Origin of the sequence: Micromonospora sp. MH33, from assembly GCF_003013775.1 — a bacterium.
GTDB classification, from domain to species: Bacteria; Actinomycetota; Actinomycetes; order Mycobacteriales; family Micromonosporaceae; genus Micromonospora; species Micromonospora fulviviridis.
In genome coordinates, this window is record NZ_MUYZ01000063.1 from 12,487 (window position 1) to 28,031 (window position 15,545).

Annotated in this window: 15 protein-coding genes and 1 pseudogene; 13 read left to right on the plus strand and 3 right to left on the minus strand. The window is 70.7% G+C overall.

The window, feature by feature from the left end; genetic code table 11:
* Positions 1 to 278: 278 nt before the first annotated feature.
* From B0E53_RS12870 to B0E53_RS12895, 6 genes and pseudogenes are all read left to right on the plus strand, one after another.
* Positions 279 to 716, plus strand: coding sequence for a hypothetical protein (locus tag B0E53_RS12870; protein WP_107076278.1), 438 nt, complete (start codon positions 279 to 281; stop codon positions 714 to 716).
* Between the two features lie 206 nt (positions 717 to 922).
* Positions 923 to 2,055 (plus strand): annotated as a pseudogene (locus tag B0E53_RS12875) (FUSC family protein).
* A gap of 205 nt (positions 2,056 to 2,260) precedes the next feature.
* Positions 2,261 to 3,322 (plus strand): sporulation protein, encoded by a 1,062-nt coding sequence (locus B0E53_RS12880; RefSeq protein ID WP_107076279.1) that lies wholly within the window; start codon positions 2,261 to 2,263, stop codon positions 3,320 to 3,322.
* Positions 3,323 to 3,505: 183 nt separating this feature from the next.
* Positions 3,506 to 3,778, plus strand: a complete 273-nt coding sequence (locus tag B0E53_RS12885) for a GlsB/YeaQ/YmgE family stress response membrane protein (RefSeq protein ID WP_107076280.1) — start codon at positions 3,506 to 3,508, stop codon at positions 3,776 to 3,778.
* A gap of 183 nt (positions 3,779 to 3,961) precedes the next feature.
* Positions 3,962 to 4,879 (plus strand): cation diffusion facilitator family transporter, encoded by a 918-nt coding sequence (locus B0E53_RS12890; protein ID WP_348639658.1) that lies wholly within the window; start codon positions 3,962 to 3,964, stop codon positions 4,877 to 4,879.
* A 75-nt stretch (positions 4,880 to 4,954) separates the two neighbouring features.
* On the plus strand, positions 4,955 to 5,128 hold the full coding sequence (locus tag B0E53_RS12895; protein WP_107076282.1) for a CsbD family protein: 174 nt from the start codon (positions 4,955 to 4,957) through the stop codon (positions 5,126 to 5,128).
* Between the two features lie 90 nt (positions 5,129 to 5,218).
* Here the strand turns inward: B0E53_RS12895 and B0E53_RS12900 are convergent, their stop codons facing one another.
* Both B0E53_RS12900 and B0E53_RS12905 read right to left on the minus strand, forming a co-directional pair.
* Positions 5,219 to 5,626 carry an MFS transporter gene (locus B0E53_RS12900; protein WP_146167659.1) on the minus strand — a complete coding sequence of 136 codons (408 nt, stop codon included), beginning with the start codon at positions 5,624 to 5,626 and terminating at the stop codon, positions 5,219 to 5,221.
* Positions 5,627 to 5,669: 43 nt separating this feature from the next.
* Complete coding sequence (locus B0E53_RS12905) at positions 5,670 to 6,521, minus strand: MFS transporter (protein WP_107076284.1); 852 nt, start codon at positions 6,519 to 6,521, stop codon at positions 5,670 to 5,672.
* Positions 6,522 to 6,947: 426 nt separating this feature from the next.
* On the opposite strand from B0E53_RS12905, the gene B0E53_RS12910 reads away from it, so the two are divergent.
* The 6 genes from B0E53_RS12910 to B0E53_RS12935 all read left to right on the plus strand — a co-directional run bounded on the left by B0E53_RS12910 (position 6,948) and on the right by B0E53_RS12935 (position 13,107).
* A complete protein-coding gene (locus B0E53_RS12910) occupies positions 6,948 to 7,190 on the plus strand; it encodes a hypothetical protein (RefSeq protein WP_146167660.1) in 243 nt (80 codons plus the stop codon).
* Between the two features lie 171 nt (positions 7,191 to 7,361).
* Complete coding sequence (locus B0E53_RS12915; protein ID WP_146167661.1) at positions 7,362 to 8,990, plus strand: vWA domain-containing protein; 1,629 nt, start codon at positions 7,362 to 7,364, stop codon at positions 8,988 to 8,990.
* Positions 8,987 to 9,586 carry a 5-bromo-4-chloroindolyl phosphate hydrolysis family protein gene (locus B0E53_RS12920; protein ID WP_107076287.1) on the plus strand — a complete coding sequence of 200 codons (600 nt, stop codon included), beginning with the start codon at positions 8,987 to 8,989 and terminating at the stop codon, positions 9,584 to 9,586. Before B0E53_RS12915 ends, B0E53_RS12920 begins: the two co-directional genes overlap by 4 nt.
* Positions 9,587 to 9,596: 10 nt before the next feature.
* Positions 9,597 to 10,739 (plus strand): hypothetical protein, encoded by a 1,143-nt coding sequence (locus tag B0E53_RS12925; RefSeq protein ID WP_210406047.1) that lies wholly within the window; start codon positions 9,597 to 9,599, stop codon positions 10,737 to 10,739.
* A 10-nt stretch (positions 10,740 to 10,749) separates the two neighbouring features.
* Positions 10,750 to 12,060 carry a toxic anion resistance protein gene (locus B0E53_RS12930; RefSeq protein WP_107076289.1) on the plus strand — a complete coding sequence of 437 codons (1,311 nt, stop codon included), beginning with the start codon at positions 10,750 to 10,752 and terminating at the stop codon, positions 12,058 to 12,060.
* A gap of 372 nt (positions 12,061 to 12,432) precedes the next feature.
* Positions 12,433 to 13,107, plus strand: coding sequence for an HNH endonuclease family protein (locus tag B0E53_RS12935; RefSeq protein ID WP_107076290.1), 675 nt, complete (start codon positions 12,433 to 12,435; stop codon positions 13,105 to 13,107).
* Positions 13,108 to 13,289: 182 nt separating this feature from the next.
* Here B0E53_RS12935 and B0E53_RS12940 read toward each other — a convergent pair whose 3' ends face one another.
* On the minus strand, positions 13,290 to 14,021 hold the full coding sequence (locus B0E53_RS12940) for a DUF6745 domain-containing protein (RefSeq protein WP_107076291.1): 732 nt from the start codon (positions 14,019 to 14,021) through the stop codon (positions 13,290 to 13,292).
* Between the two features lie 405 nt (positions 14,022 to 14,426).
* On the opposite strand from B0E53_RS12940, the gene B0E53_RS12945 reads away from it, so the two are divergent.
* Positions 14,427 to 15,545, plus strand: a 1,119-nt coding sequence (locus tag B0E53_RS12945) for an Hsp70 family protein (RefSeq protein WP_146167662.1), incomplete at its 3' end; no start/stop codon positions are given.

The following is a 15,545-nucleotide window of genomic DNA, read 5'->3' on the forward strand; positions in this document are numbered from 1 at the left end:
CGTCAGCCGGTAGGCAACAACACGTCAGCCTGGTGTTGCCCGCCCTGGCCTTGGCGCGGACCGCCGTGGCGGCCGACGCTGAGGGCAGTAGGGGGAGGGTGAATTCGGTGGCGACAGCAGCGACGGGCGACGCGGGGAAAGGCGATACGGCCCGCACCTGGTGGACAGAGCGGACGGTGGCCGCTGCCGTCGCGCTGGCTGTCGTGTCGGGCCCGGGCGTAGCGGCGGCCAGTCCGTCCGCTACCCCCGTGCCGGGGCGCGGGTCGCCCGTGTGCCAGGTGGGTGACAGCCGGCTGACCGAGATCTCCGGAATGGTCGCCACCGACGACGGGTTCGTCGTGGTCAACGACAGCGCCGACGAGGAGCCCCGCCGCCGGATCTTCTTCCTCGACCGCGAGTGCGCGGTCGTGCGGACGGTGCCCTATCCCTCACGGCCACGCGACACCGAGGACCTGGCGATGGGCGTGGACGGCACGATCTGGGCGGCCGACATCGGCGACAACAACCGCTCCCGGCAGGCGATCGCGGTGTGGACACTCGCGCCGGGAGCTGACCGGCCCGTGCTGCACCGCATGACGTACCCGGACGGCCCGCACGACGCCGAGGCGTTGCTGCTCACCGGCGACGGCCGGCCGCTGATCGTGACGAACAGGGCGGCGACGCCACCCTCTACGCCCCGACCACACCCCTGCGGCCCAGGGCGACGGCGCCGCTGACGAAGCCTTGCGCCGCTGGATGCGGCTCGGCCGGTCCGATGAGAAGCCCGTTCCGGGCCCGGGGTGGGCGACCGCCGGAGGTGTCATCGGGGTCGGGCGGGGCAACAGCGGCCATGCGCGGCGGCGGAGAACCTGGCGGCGGGCCCACGCGCGCCGCGACGCCGGGCAGCGCGCAGCGCCGGCAACTCGCCGCCGCTGCCGGTCCGCTGCGTCACCGGTCCGGCGGCACGTTGCGCGAGCGGTGGCACCGGGTGCGCGCCGGTGGTGGCCTCGCGGTGCAGGCGGGCCTGGCGGCCGCGCTGGCTGGCTCGCCGCGCACGAACTATGGGCAACCCGGAGCCGGTGTTCGCGCCGATCTCGGCGGTGGGCACCCTCGCCACCTCGGTGGGGCAGCGGCTGCGCCGCCCCATGGAGCTGATCATCGGTGTCGCCCTCGGCGCGCTCATCGGCGGCGCCCTGCTGCTTCTGGTCGGCACAGGGGCATGGCAACTGGGCCTGGTGGTGGTGCTGGCCATCCTCGTGTCGATCTTCCTCGGTGGCAGTGTCGCGGTGGTGTTGCAGGGGGCGGCCACCGGGGGTGCTGATCGCCACCCTCAGCCCGACGGTGCGAGACCTGGAGGTGCCCCGCTTCGTCGATGCGTTCGTCGGTGGCGGCGTGGCGCTGCTGGTCGCCACGGTGCTGCTGCCCCTGAACCCGCTGCGGGTGATCAACCGTGCCGCCCGTCCGGCGCTGGACCTGCTGGCCAACCAACTCGACGCCACCGCCCGCGGCCCTGTCCGGCCGCCACGCGGAGGCGGCCCGGCGGGCCCGCGATCGGCTGCGGCAGAACAAGGACGAGTTGCAGGCCCTCAGCGAAGCCGTGGAAGGGGCGCGGGAGGCGACCACCTTGTCTCCGCTGCACTGGCACCGCCGCCGCAGCCCGCTCAACCAGTACGCCCGGGCCGCCGAGCCCATCGACCGGTCGATGCGCAACAGCGGCACCCTCATCCGCCGGTCGGTGACGCTGATCGAGGACGACGAGCACGTGCCCTCGGCCATGCCCCGCGCCGTGCGTGCTCTTGCCGAGGCGGTGCGGGCGCTGCGGCACGAGTTCGCCGCCGGCACGGAACCCCAGGCTGCGCGGGAACAGGCGCTACGTGCGGTATGTGAGGCCGGGCAGGCCTCCCGCGACGGCGTCGGCTTCTTCGGCAGCGTCGTGGTCGCGCAGCTCCGTACCACGGTCAGCGACCTCCTCGCCACCTCGGGCCTTACCAGGACGACAGCAACCGGCTCGTCCGCGGCGCCTTCGGCGACCAGCGGCCTACCTCACCGGAGTCGCACAAAACCCGCACACCATGACGAGCGTCCTGACCCGGAACGCCACCCCACCTCACGGTAACTGAACGAATGCACTCAGCTACTTTGCAGGTTGCGCTGATAGGGTCAGCTCGCGACGGCATCCATTATGGACGCCGTTGATCTCGTTGCGACGCAAGGGCTCGGGTGGAAGTTTCACCTCCGCTGCCGGTGTCGTGCGTTCGATTGGTCGTCGAGGGAGACCTTCGTGGTGTTCAAGAAGATGCTGGGCGCGTTCGGGGTGGGCGGGCCCAGCGTCGACACGGTCCTGTCCAATCCGAACACCCGCCCGGGGCTGAGCCTGGGCGGGCAGGTGAACCTGACCGGCGGCAGCCACGATGTGGCGATCGACCACGTCACGGTCGGCCTCGTCACCCGGGTCGAGCAGGAGAACGCGGGCGGGGAGTACGACGCGTTCGTCGAGTTCCACCGCGCCCAGGTCGCCGGTGGCCTGCACCTGCGGGAAGGGCAACACCTGTCGCTGCCGTTCCAGGTCCCGGTCCCCTGGGAGACCCCGGTGACCAGCGTGTACGGGCAGCACCTGCACGGCATGACCATGGGCCTGCGCACCGAGGTCGCCGTCCGCGGCGCGGTCGACAAGGGCGACCTCGACCCGGTGTACGTGCACCCGCTGCCGGTGCAGGAACGCATCCTGGAGGCGTTCGGGTCGCTTGGCTTCCAGTTCAAGGGCGCCGACCTCGAGCGCGGCCACATCTCCGGCCTGCACCAGAGCCTGCCGTTCTACCAGGAGATCGAGTACTTCCCCGCGCCGCGGTACGCCCACACCGTCAACGAGGTCGAGCTGACCTTCGTCACCAACGAGCACGGCGTGGACGTCGTTCTGGAGTTCGACAAGCGCGGCGGGTTCCTCTTCGGCGGTCACGACACCTACGGTCGCTACCACGCCGCCCATGCCGACGCCGACCGGATGGACTGGGCCGCGCAGGTCGACGACTGGGTCCGCCAGGCCCTCGAGCAGCACCACAGCCGGCACACCGGCCATGGCTACGGCCAACCCGCGTACGGCCAGCCCACGCACGCCTACGGCACGCCGGGCGGCTACCCCCCGCCCGTCTACGGCCACGCCGCCTACGGCCAAGGCGGCGGCCACTACAAGGAGGAGTACCACCACGAACGGCGCGGCCCCGGCATGGGTGCGGTCGCCGCCGGCGTGGTCGGCGGCGCGGCGCTCGGCTTCGCCGGCGGAATGATCGCCGACGAAGTCTTCGACTCCTTCGGCGACGACGAGGACGGCGGCGACGAAGGCTGAGTCCTGAAACGGGGGTACGCCTACCCCGCCAGCGCCCTGCTCGCCCTCCCGGTGACGCCCGGCGGCCAGGCTCCTGGTCGCCGGGCGTCCGCCCGCCACCACACGGTCGCTGGGTGGTTTCGTCGCTTGCGCGGTAGGGCAATGATCGGAACCGACGACAACCCCTGTGGAGGGACGGCTCTCGTGGAAGTTACCGGCATCCTCACCGCCATCATCATCGGTCTGATCATCGGCGCGTTGGGCCGGCTGGTCGTACCGGGCAAGCAGGACATCCCGATCTGGCTGACCCTGGTCATCGGCGTGGTCGCCGCGATCCTCGGCACCATCGTCGCCAGTGCCCTCGGCGTGGCCGACACCAAGGGCATCGACTGGATCGAGCTGTTCATTCAGGTCATCTTCGCCGCGATCGGCGTCGCGGTCGCCGCCGGCGCCTACGGCCGCCGCCGCGTCCACTGATCTCTTCACCCATGACGCCGGCTCAGCGCCTCGGCGCGGGCCGGCGTCATGCTGTCCGCTGCGGCGCCCACAGGCACCTCCTCTGCCGGTGGGCGGCACGGCACTGGCAGACTGATCACCCACCCGACAGGGCTTGACGAGGGAGAACGGCCGATGGCGGCGGAAGGCAGTACCAAGGCCGTGGTGACGGCACTGGTCGCGAACCTGGGCATCGGGGTCAGCAAGTTCGTCGCCGCGGCGGTCACCGGGTCGGCGTCGATGCTCGCCGAGGGCGTGCACTCGATCGCGGACTCCACCAACCAGGCGCTGCTGCTCATCGGCGGCAAACGCGCCCGCCGCGCCGCCTCGGCGCTGCACCCCTTCGGCTACGCCCGCGAGCGCTACATCTACGCCTTCCTCGTGGCCATCATCCTGTTCACCCTCGGCGGCCTCTACGCCCTCTACGAGAGCTACCACAAGATCACCCACCCGCAGGAGCTGACCTCACCGCTGGTCGCCGTGGCCGTGCTGCTCATCGCCATGGCCCTGGAGGGCTACGCCCTGCGCACCGCCGTCGGCGAGGCCAACCGCACCCGCGGCACCCGCAGCTGGATCGCGTTCGTCCGCCGCTCCCGCGCCCCCGAACTGCCCGTGATCCTCCTCGAGGACGCCGGCGCCCTGCTCGGCCTCGTCCTCGCACTGCTCGGCGTCGGCCTGAGCGTGCTCACCGGCAATGGCATCTTCGACGGCATCGCCACGGGCTGCATCGGCCTGCTCCTGGTCAGCATCGCGATCATCCTCGCCACCGAGATCAAGAGCCTGCTCATCGGCGAGGCCGCACTGCCCGAGGAAGTCGCCGCGATCCACACCGCGCTGCTGTCCACGCCCGGCGTCGACCGGGTCATCCACCTGCGCACCATGCACCTGGGCCCCGACGAACTCCTCGTCGCGGCGAAGATCGCCATCGACGCCGCCGACGACGGCGCCACCATCGCCGCGACCATCGACGACGCTGAGGCCCGCCTGCGCCACGCCCAGCCCACCGCAAAGGTCGTCTACCTCGAACCCGACATCGACCGGCAGCCCACGCCCACCCCCACAGCATCCGGCCTGAGCACCTGAGCCCGGGGTGGTTCAGCGCCGACAACCCGGGGTACTGGCCTCGATGCAGCGCCAAGCACTGAGGTAGGAGGCTTCATGGGCATCGACGACAAGATCAGCAACGCCTCCGAAGAGGCCGCCGGCAAGCTCAAGGAAGGCACCGGCCGGGCCACCCACGACGAGCGCCTCGAAGCCGAGGGCCGCGGCGACCAGGCTAGCGCCAACGTCAAGCAGGCCGGCGAAAAGATCAAGGACGCCCTCAAGAGCTGACCCCGGCCAGCGCAGCATGCGGCGACGGTGAGACGACATGCGGCGGCCACGACGGCAATCCCTTCGTGGCCGCCGCATGTTCGAACTCCGTCAGTCCTCGGCGGCGGTCTTCGCCGCAACAGGCCCGGCGATGTCGTCGCCGGCGGCACGCGCCCACCGGCCGCCGATGATCCCGTAGCCGACCGCGAGCACCGCGAACCCGGCCGCAGCTGCGGCGAGCAGCAGCGGTGAGCGTCCGTCGTCGGGGACGGCCAGGGAAGCCGCCACCATGCCGAGCACGTAAGCGAGATTGAACGTGGTGTCGTTCACCGCGAACACCCGGCCCCGGAACGCGTCGGCGCACTCGTGCTGCACCATCGTGTCCACCACGATCTTGATGCCGTGCCCGGCGACGTTGACCACCAGCACGACCACCACCAGCAACAGCGGGGAGAACGGCAACCCGAACACCGGCAGCGCCACCGCGACCCCGCGAGCAGCCCGGTCACCCACCGCCACCCGCCGACCCGCCGTGTCACCGGCGGAGTGGCGACAGCGGCAATCAGCCCCCCGCCGCGCCCGCGGCGAAGACCAGCCCCAGCTGCGCCGGCACCCCGTCGAGATCGTCGCCGGCGAACCGGTCGCGGTAGAGCAGCAGCATCGCCAGGGCCAGCACCCCGAACAACACCCGGAACCCAGCCTGCACCGCCACCGCGTACGCCGCGCCCCGCGCCCGCGCCAGGTGCCGCACTCCGCCGGCCATCCCCCGCACCACCGCCGCCGCCTCACCCGCCACCCGCGGGCGGTGCGCCACCACAAGGTCAGGCCCCAGCTCATAGCGGGCGAAACCGAACCGCGCCAGCGCGGCGAAGGCCAGGTAGCCGACCGGCGCGGACAGGGCGATCGCGGCGTAGCCGGCATCCCCCGCCGGGAACACGGTGCGCTGCAACAGCAGAGTGCAGCCCAGCCCCACCGAGTACGCCACCGACCCCGCAGTGCCCGCGACCGCGTTGGCGGTCACCAGCCGCTCTTCGGAAACCACGTGCGGAGTCGCCGCAGACAGCCCGGACAGCAACAACCGCCCCAACCCGATCACCACCAGCGCCGCGACGAAGAACAGCGGCCCTTCCGACCCCACGAAGACCAGGGCGGCGATCGGCAGCACGAGACCGGCCCGGACCAGATTCGTCCACACGGTCACCGTCCGCCGGCTCCACCTGTCCAGCAGGACACCAGCGAACGGACCCACCAGCGAATACGGCAGGACCAGCACCGCCGCGGCGAACGCGATCGCCGTCGGCGTGGCCCGCCGATCCGGGTTGAACAGCACACTGCCCGCCAACGCCGCCTGGAACACCCCGTCGGTGAACTGCCCACCCAGACGCACCACCAGCAGCCGACGGAACGCCGGCACTGCGAACACGGCACGGAGATCGCGGGCGCGACAAGAGACCATGATCGAACAAGCCTACGGCGACGAAACCGACGACACTGGGCAAACCCACCCGGTGGCGGCTTCCCCGAACCCGCAGGAACCCGCCAGGATCGTGCGGCTGGCCTCCCCGCCGCAATCCGGCCACAGGACTCCGCGGCCCGGCGGAATCGCCCACCAGCGGGAACCTCTCCCGCCCCGGCGGCGACTGGCACCAGCCAGGCCTTCCCGGTCGCCTATGACCCGGCCGAGCCCCCGCCCCGCGGGTTCCCGGCCGACCCGGAGGAGGCCAGCGCCGAGGACGACCTGGTGGTATCCATGGCGACCTCTCGTCGAAACGCCGGGTGGTCATCGAGATTCCCGGCTGGTTCCCATCGGGCGGCTGCGACACCAACCGCGGAACGGGTGGTGCTGGAAGAACGTCCCGACGTGGGCGGCGCTCTGCACGACTTCGTCATCCTCCCGGCCGGGGCGTCGCTGCCCGGGGCTTGGCGGTGGCGGTGGCCCGCCGCCACCTTCGCACTGGTAGGCGCGGCGCTCTGCGGGCTGTGCGGCTTTCTGTTCGCCGGCGCCCTGGCCGTCCTGGTGGCCGCCGCCATGGGCGCGGCGCTACTGGTCAACGTCTGGGCGCTCACCGGAGCCGAACCCTGAACCCTGGTCCTCGGGGGCAACCCGGAGCACGAGCAGCGGGAAGTGATCCGGGGCCAACGTGCGCGGCACCTGAAGTTCACCATCTCGTGGCCGTGCCGTTGGTTTGCCGGTGCTACCAACGACCTCGATCCACTCGAATGTGGGTGTTGACCGAGCAGGAACGGGGTGCACGTGCGGGCCACGAGGTTCACGGCGCTAGCCGCCATCATGCTGGTGCTGGTGACCGGCTGCACGAGCGAGAAGGGCGAGCCGGGCCGGACCGGCCCGCCGAGGCCGGGCGCGCTCCGGATCGTCGCCGGCAGCGAGCAGCAGAGCGTGGTCGACACGATCGTCAAGCCCTGGTGCGCAAGCAGGAGGTACACCTGCGAGGTGACGTTCAAGGGCTCGGTCGACCAGGCCCGGATGCTGGCCAGCGGCAGCCGCGACTACGACGCGTACTGGTTCGCCTCAAGCGTCTTCCTCCAACTCGGCGACCGGGCGAGCGCGCTGCAGGACGTCCGGCCGATGTTCCTCACCCCGGTGATCTTCGCCGCCTGGCGCTCCGAGATGACCCGGCTGGGCTTCGCCGGCCGCTCCGACGTGCCGATCGCCGACATCCTGACCGCCGTCGAGTCCGGCCGGACCCGGGTCTGGATCACCAACCCCACCCAGTCGAACTCCGGTGCCGCCGTGCTGTTCGGCTTCATGAATTACTTCGCCGGCAACGGCCCCGGCACGCCGCTCACCCAGCAGCAGCTCGATTCGCCCGCCGTCGAGCAGGGCGTCACCCGGTTCATCAAGGCGATGGACCAGACCCCGCCCTCCACCGGCACCCTGATGACCGAGTGCCTCGCCCACCCCGACCAGTGCCGGGCCATGTTCACCTATGAGGACCTGGTCATCGAGAAGAACACCGAGCTGGTCAAGGCCGGCAAGGAGCCGCTGCTGGTCGCATACCCCCGGGGTTCGCTGGCGGTCAGCGACGCACCGCTGGGCTTCCTCCCGCACGACGCCAACGACGGCGCCCGGCGGATCTTCACCGAGCTGCAGGACCATCTGCTGAAGGACGCCGACGCGCAGGCCGCGCTGCTCAAGCTGGGCCGCCGACCGGCCGCGAGCGTCGGGCTCACCCTCGACAAGCCCGACCCGGCGGTCTTCAACCCGGCGTGGGGCATCCAGGGCACCATCAACGAGCAGGGCATCCAGTACCCGTCGGCGCCGGTGATCCAGGCCGCGCTGGACCGCTACCAGACCCGCTACCGCCGACCGGTCGCCGCCTACTACTGCCTCGACGGCAGCGGCTCGATGCGCGACAACGACGGTTGGACCGGCATCCAGGCCGCCGCCGGGCAGATCTTCGACCCGGACCAGGCTGCGCGGAACTTCCTGCAGACCCATCCCCAGGACGCCACCACAGTCACCATCTTCAACGGCGGGGTCACCGGGGGCAGCCCCTGGCAGGTGCGGGGCAACGACGGCGGCGCGCTGCGCGACCTGGCCCGCAAGGTCACCGACTACGAACCCGAGGGCGGCACCAACATGTACGCCTGTCTACTGCGCGCCACACAGGAGCTGACCGGACCGCAGACCGGCGACCGCAAGCGCCTGGTGGTGCTGATGACCGACGGCCAGTCCAGCGCCAAGCAGCGGGACGAGGCGCTCAGCGCCCTGAAGTCCGCCGGTGTGCCAGTGGTCGCCATCGCGTTCGGCCGGGACGCCGACCCGCGTCAGCTGGAGGAGATCACGGCCGCCACCAACGGCACCTTGGTGCAGCAGAACGACCTAGTCGCCGCGCTGCGGCAGGCGGCGGGTTACAAGTGAGGCATCGGCTCGCCGCTCCCGTCGCGCTGGCCGCCGCGGTGACCACCTTCGCGGCGGTCTTCCTGGCAACCGACAGCCTGATCTGGGCGCCGCTGCTCGCCCTGGCCACCGCCATCGGGCTCTACCTGATGATCGACGACCGCACCCCCGCGCGGGTCGACAGCGACAGCTACGCCGATGACGCCCGTGGCCGGGTCGAGGAGGCGCTACGGGTGGTGCGCGGCATCGAACGACTCGCCCGCGACGTCCGCCGCCCCGAGGCCCGCAGTGCGCTGACAGACGCCTGCCGGTACGTCCCGGAGCTGTTCGACCGGGTCCGGGACCGCTCACCGGACAGCCTCTACTCCACCGCAGCCCAGGTCGGCGGGCATCTACGCAGCCTGGACGGGGTGGTCCGACAGTACCTGGACATCCAGCGCCAGCCCGTGCTCTACCACGATCCGGAGCGGCTGCAACGTGACGGCGAGCAGGCGTTTCGCCGCTTCGCCGACTTCGCCCTGGACAGCGTCCGCTTGGTCAACCAGGGCGAGATCGCGCAGTACACCGCCAACCTGGACACCGTCGCCCCACCGAGCCTGCCCGACCTGGGCCGATGAAGGAGTCACGTTGAGATTGCCGAGCATCCGGTTCCTGATCGGACTGGTCACGGTGATCGCCGTCTGCGTCGTCGCGGCGGTGCTCTGGAAGCGGTCGGGCAGCACCCCGGCCACCGCCGGCCCGCCCACCACCGTCACCTGCGTCGGCGGTTCGGAAAAGTCGGAGCTGATGGCCGACGCGGAGGTCAAACGGGTCCTGCGCGACGACTACCGGCTGGAGGTGGCCTTCCAACCGCTCGGTTCGTACGACCAGGTGCAGTTGAGCACCGAGGAGATCAAGGCCCGTAAGCTGGACTGCCTCTGGCCCTCGAGCGCCAGCGCCCAGGGCGTCTTCGAGGCACAGCACGCCGGGGCGTTCGCCGGCTACCGGGCCGAGAACGTGCTCCAGTCGCCGGAGGTCATCTACGCCGGGCCGCGCGGCACCGACGCGCTGCTGAAGAAGGGCATTGTGCAGCGTCGCGGCGACCGGTACTTCGTGGTGAACATGAAGGCCCTACTCCTGGACCACGTGGTCAAGCGGGGCACCTGGGAGCAGCTCGGTGCAGCCGACCTACGCGGCCCGATCACCGTTTCCAGTACCGACCCGGCCAAGTCCAACAGCGGTTTCACCATGGCCCAGCTGCAGCTCGGCATCATCGCCACTGCCGACGGTTTTTCCGCGCCGAGCCTGGCCCAGGCCCGCAAGGCGCTTCCCACCATGCGTGCCCTGCACGACGCGCAGGGTCTGCAGTCGCGCAGCTCCGACTCAGGGTTCCGGGAGTGGCTCACCCAGGGCGGGGAGTTCAAGGCGCCGCTCTACGCCGGTTACGAGAACCAGATCATCCAGCAGGTGGTGCAGAGTGGCGACGCCAGCGCCACTCTGCTGAAGAACGTCCGAGTGCTCTACCCGGACCCGACCATCTACAGCGACCACCCGGTGCTGGCCCTCGATCCCGATGCCGGCCGGTTCGCCGAGGCGATGAAGGATCCGAAGATCCAGCAAATCGCCTGGAAGCGGTACGGCTTCCGCTCCGCCGTGCAGGTCGGCGCCAACGACGTCGGCGACTTCCCCGGCATCGGCCTCGCCGACCAGATCCGCGCCGCGCCCGCGCCCGCCGCAGACGTGACGCTCGCCCTGCTCGGCTGCATAAAGAACGCCACCACCTGCGGATAAGGAAACTGCCATGAGTGAGGGACTGCAGATCGACTTCGGCACCATCGTCGGCGGGCAGGCCGACCCGCCCGCCGGCGCCGCCGACGCCGCCATCACCACCGCACTGTCCGCCGGCGCCGAGCCGGCGACGTTTGCCTGCAAGGAGCTGCTCACCCCAGCGCAATTCGACCAGGCGCGGCAGGCGGCCCGGCAGCTCTACCCGACGATGCTGGTCAACACCGAGGCGCTGGCGAGCTTCGGCAACCAGGCGCTCGACCAGGTCAACGCCCAGGTCAGCCGGATCTTCCGAGAGATCGGCCGGGTCGACATCCCGGAGCTGACCAGCATCATGCACGAGATCAACGACCGGATGCGCGGATTCCGCCGCAAGTACGACCCGAGCGACCCCAAGGTGCGGGAGACCTTCACCAAGTTCTCCGACGCCATCCGCGGCCTGTTCCGAAAGGGCCGGGACCTGCTGGAGATGCTCTTCGAGGAGGCGCGCACCGTCGAGCAGCAGCTCGACCGGGTCGCCGGGCAGCTCAGCGACAAGCAGCTGCAGCTGCGCCGTAACGTGGTGCTCTGTGACGAGCTCTACAAGGCCAACGAGGCGGCCATCGGCCAGCTGGTCGGCGCGATCGCGGTGATGGAGCTGGTCCGCGACGAGGCCCTCGGCGAGGCGAAGTCCATCGTCGTCACTCCCGGTGCGCCGGACGAGCGGGACCGCCGGGAGCGGCTGTCGGTGGTCACCGAGTTCATTCAGGCCCTCGAGGTGCGGATCAACGAGTTCCAGCAGCGGCTCTTCGTCGCCTGGTCCACCTCACCGCAGGTACGCAACATCCGAACCCTCAACTATGGGCTCGGTCAGCGGCTGGCGCTGCTGATCAACCTGACCATCCCGACGATGAAGCTCACCATCGCCCAGTGGGCGCTGCTGCTGCAGGCCAACCAGGCCGCCGACATGCAGCAGGCGGTCGCCGACGGCGCCAACGACGTGCTGTCGGCGTACGCGACGGCGTCGAAGACGGCGGTGCCGCAGATCGCCCGGGTGATCCAGACCCCGACCGTCCGCCCGGAGACCATCCTGGCGGTCGCCGAGTCGATCGACGCGCAGGCCCGGGGAATCGAGGACGCCGTCCGCTACGGGCAGCAGGCCCGGGCCGACGTGGTCGGGGCTATTGTCAGCGCCAACCGGTCCATGTCGGAGTCTTCGGAGCGGCTCAGCCGGACCGTGGTGGAGCTGGTCACCCGGGCCAAGGCGCCGCTGGCACTGCCGGCAGGGCCGCAGCTGCCGTCCGCGGTGCTGGAGCAGGCCCCGGCGGTCGTCAGGCAGCAGCTCTGACGTGCCCGCACAAGGGGCCGGGATCGACGATCCCGGCCCGGATGCGACGCGCCGACACTTGGCGAGCGACTGATCCTGCTTGTCCTTAAGAGCGTGTCTTAGCCCAGCCGGCTGACACCTCCAGGTGTGCTACCAGCCTGAGAGCCTTACTGTAGACGCCGCCGAAGCGACCATCGCCGCGCCGGAGCCATGCCGACACGCGCGAGCACACCAGCGGCAAGAGGCTTGCCCGCCCGGTCGCTGGCGCGGCGCCGGCAAGCTGGCACGGGACCAGTATTTGCAGAAAGCCCTTTCCCTCTTCGCAAAGGCGACCTTCGATGGACATGCTCGGCCGAGATGGTCGCTGTTCATCGCGCTCCCGAGGAGGCCTTCATGCCAGTCACCCGACAGTCCCCCCGACCCGTGCTGTGGCGGCGAGCCGTCACCGCCGCAGCCGCCGTGGCCCTGATCGCCGCCTACCTACTCGCCGTGGACGCTGCGCCAGCGCTGGCGACGCCTCCCGGCATCCCGTCCAAGTCGACCGCCCAGTCACAGCTCAACGCGCTGACCGTCCGCACTGAAGGCTCGACGAGCGGGTACTCCCGGGACCTGTTCCCGCACTGGATCACCATCAGCGGCACCTGCAACACCCGCGAGACCGTCCTCAAGCGCGACGGCACCTCCGTCGTCACCGACAGCAGCTGCGCTGCGTTGTCGGGCCGCTGGTACAGCCCGTACGACGGCGGGACCTGGTCCGCCGCCTCCGACGTCGACATCGACCACGTGGTACCCCTTGCCGAGGCATGGCGATCCGGTGCCAGCGGATGGACCACCAGCCGGCGACAAAGCTTCGCCAACGACCTGACCCGCCCGCAGCTGGTCGCTGTCACCGACAACGTCAACCAGGCCAAGGGCGACCAAGACCCCTCCACCTGGCAGCCGCCCCTGTCGTCCTACCGATGCACCTACAGCAAGATGTGGATCACCGTGAAGTATGCCTGGGGTCTGAGCCTGCAGTCGTCGGAGAAGTCCGCCCTGCAGAGCATGCTGAACACCTGCGCCTCCTGACCCTTAGCCGGGCGATCTGCAGCGTTAGTCGTTGTGACGGAGGGGCGGCCAGGCCCAGTGTGAGAGCCTGGCCGCCTCGTCCTCGTACGCCGCCTGTCAGTCCGAAGATCGGCATTGGGCACGAGCGCATCCCCGTCTGTGACCACTGGTCACGGTGGCGGAAGCATGTTGCCGTCGCGGGCTCACGTCTGGCTCCCATCGGGCCCGACGACCACCGGCTCGTCTTCGACGTGCAGCTGGCCCAGCCCATTGACCCGCAGACGAGTGGGACGTTCGCTCATGACCGCGACGTCGGCGAATGGCCACCACGGCCCTGCAGCCAGCGCCACCTCCCTGCACCCTTCCCAGGCGGGATCAGGAGTGATTCCGAGCATCTGTTGGTAGGTGTCGATGGCGGCGAGAAGGAGCCAATCGGGGTAGAAGTTCCAGGCTGGTTCGAAGAACCAGTCGCGCGGGTTCAGGCAGTAGCGGACGACGGCGTGGCCCTCGTCGTCCTGGTCCACGATGCTGCTCCCGGTGTCCCAGAACCTGGCGGGCACCAGGGTATAGCTGGCGGTGATGTTGCGGTCGATGCTCGCCCAGATCGGGGCATGCGCGAGGTCGTACACCTGCCGCACCGCGTGCAGCACGGGTGCGAGGGCGGCGCCTTCGGGTTCGGTGACCGGGTTGCAGCGGTAGGGGTACTGCATGAGGTCGTAGCGGGCTTCGACGCCGTCGTAGCGCTGTTCGCCGTAGTAGCCCGTCCACTCCATGAACTGGTGGAAGTCCCCGTGGGCCGTGAGCCGGTCGAGCTTGCTGGTCTGCTCCCAGATCGGCGCCCGCGCGGCGGCGAGGGACCGGTTGAGGTTGTCGCGCCGGACCGACGTGACCAGCGACGTGTGCCCGTCGCCGATGACACGGTGCAGCTGTTCCATAGCGGCGGGGGGAGAGGGGCACCAGAGGAATCGGGAGGGTTCGGGGTGCCCTGCCGCCCAGTAGGCCAGACCGACGGCGGCCTCGGCGCGCGCGTGGTCGGCGGGTTCGCAGGACAGCGCCGCCTGCGTCCACCTGTCGGCGATAGCTTGTGCTTGTGCGGATCTCGGGCTGGTGCGTGGCTTCATGGCTTCCTCCAACAAGGGTGGTGTGGACAGGTTGGATATCGACGGTGCGCTATCGGGTCAAGTCGTCGGCAGCCCCGCGCCGGGTTCGAGTCAGGGTTCGGCCGGCCGCCGTGCACCTACGCTGGCGGCTCCGGGCGGTCCTCCGCCGGACCCCGGTTTTGATGGCTGTGAGTAATTCGCGGGTGACGTGAATGTGATCCTCATGTTTGACTGAGGTCTATGGGTACGGGGGAGGCGCGCCTGGCGATCGACTGCGGCAGCGCCAGCACCGTGGCGGTGCTGGCATGGCCCGACGGCACGTCGGCGCCGCTGATGTTCGATGGCCAACCAGCGCTGCCCAGCGCGGTGTTCCTGGCCCCTGACGGGAACCTGCTGACCGGCCAGCGAGCCTGGCAGGGCGCCGCCACGCAACCGGACAGGTTCATCCCGGCACCCCGCCGGTCTCCCGAGCAGCAGCTGACTGTCGCCGGCACGGAGGTGGAGGCGCTGGACGTGGTCGCGGCGACGCTACGGCGGGTCGCCGACGAGGCGCAGCGCACGGCGGGGTTCCCGATCGAGGATGTGCGGCTCGTGGTGCCGGCCGGGTGGGGGCCGCGACGGCGTACCTGGATGCGCCACGCCGCGCACCGCGCGGGGCTGGCGCAGCCGCGGTTGGTCGAGGCGCCGGTGGCCGTAGCGCAGCATCTCGTGGCCTGCGGCGTGCAGCTGCCGGTCGGGTCCTTCGTTGTCGTGTGCGACGTGGGCGCAGGCGCCGAGGTCAGTGTCCTGCGGCGCGGGCCGGTCGGGTTCGAGGTCCTCGCTACCTTGGCCGACCCGGGCGCTGGCGGTACCGCGATCGACCACGCGTTGACCACCATCCTGACCGGAGGCGAGGGCACCTCGACCGCCGGTGAGGGCGAGAGGTGGGCGCTCGCAGCGAGTGTTCAGGCCGCCAAGCACGCGCTCACCGACCACCCCGCGGTCACCGTCCCGCTGCCCGCCGGGCCGGCGGCCGTGGTCAACGGGCAGATGTTGGAGCAGGCGGCGCGCCCGGTGCTGTGCCGGGCAGCGCAGCTGACGACCGAAGCGATCACCGCGGCCGAAGTGGATCCGGGCAGCATCGCCGGCGTCTACTGCGCCGGTGGGGCAGCACAGATGCCGCTGCTGGAGAAGGTGTTTATCGAGAACGCCGGTGTCGCCCCGGTAATGGTGGCCGACCCGGCCCTCGCGGCGGCGCGGGGGGCCGCCGACGCGGGCGGTATCAACCCAGGCGCGGACGTCCCGGTCGCTGAGCCGCCGCCGGTGCCGCCGGTGCGGCGGGCGGTGGCGATCGCGGTACCCGGGTTCGCGTCGTTGGGG

Coding starts and splice junctions, on each gene's coding strand:
- B0E53_RS12895 (WP_107076282.1), top strand. CDS start 4,955: ATGGGCATCGACGACAAGATCAGCAACGCCTCCGAAGAGGCCGCCGGC.
- B0E53_RS12930 (WP_107076289.1), top strand. CDS start 10,750: ATGAGTGAGGGACTGCAGATCGACTTCGGCACCATCGTCGGCGGGCAG.
- B0E53_RS12935 (WP_107076290.1), top strand. CDS start 12,433: ATGCCAGTCACCCGACAGTCCCCCCGACCCGTGCTGTGGCGGCGAGCC.
- B0E53_RS12940 (WP_107076291.1), bottom strand. CDS start 14,021: ATGGAACAGCTGCACCGTGTCATCGGCGACGGGCACACGTCGCTGGTC.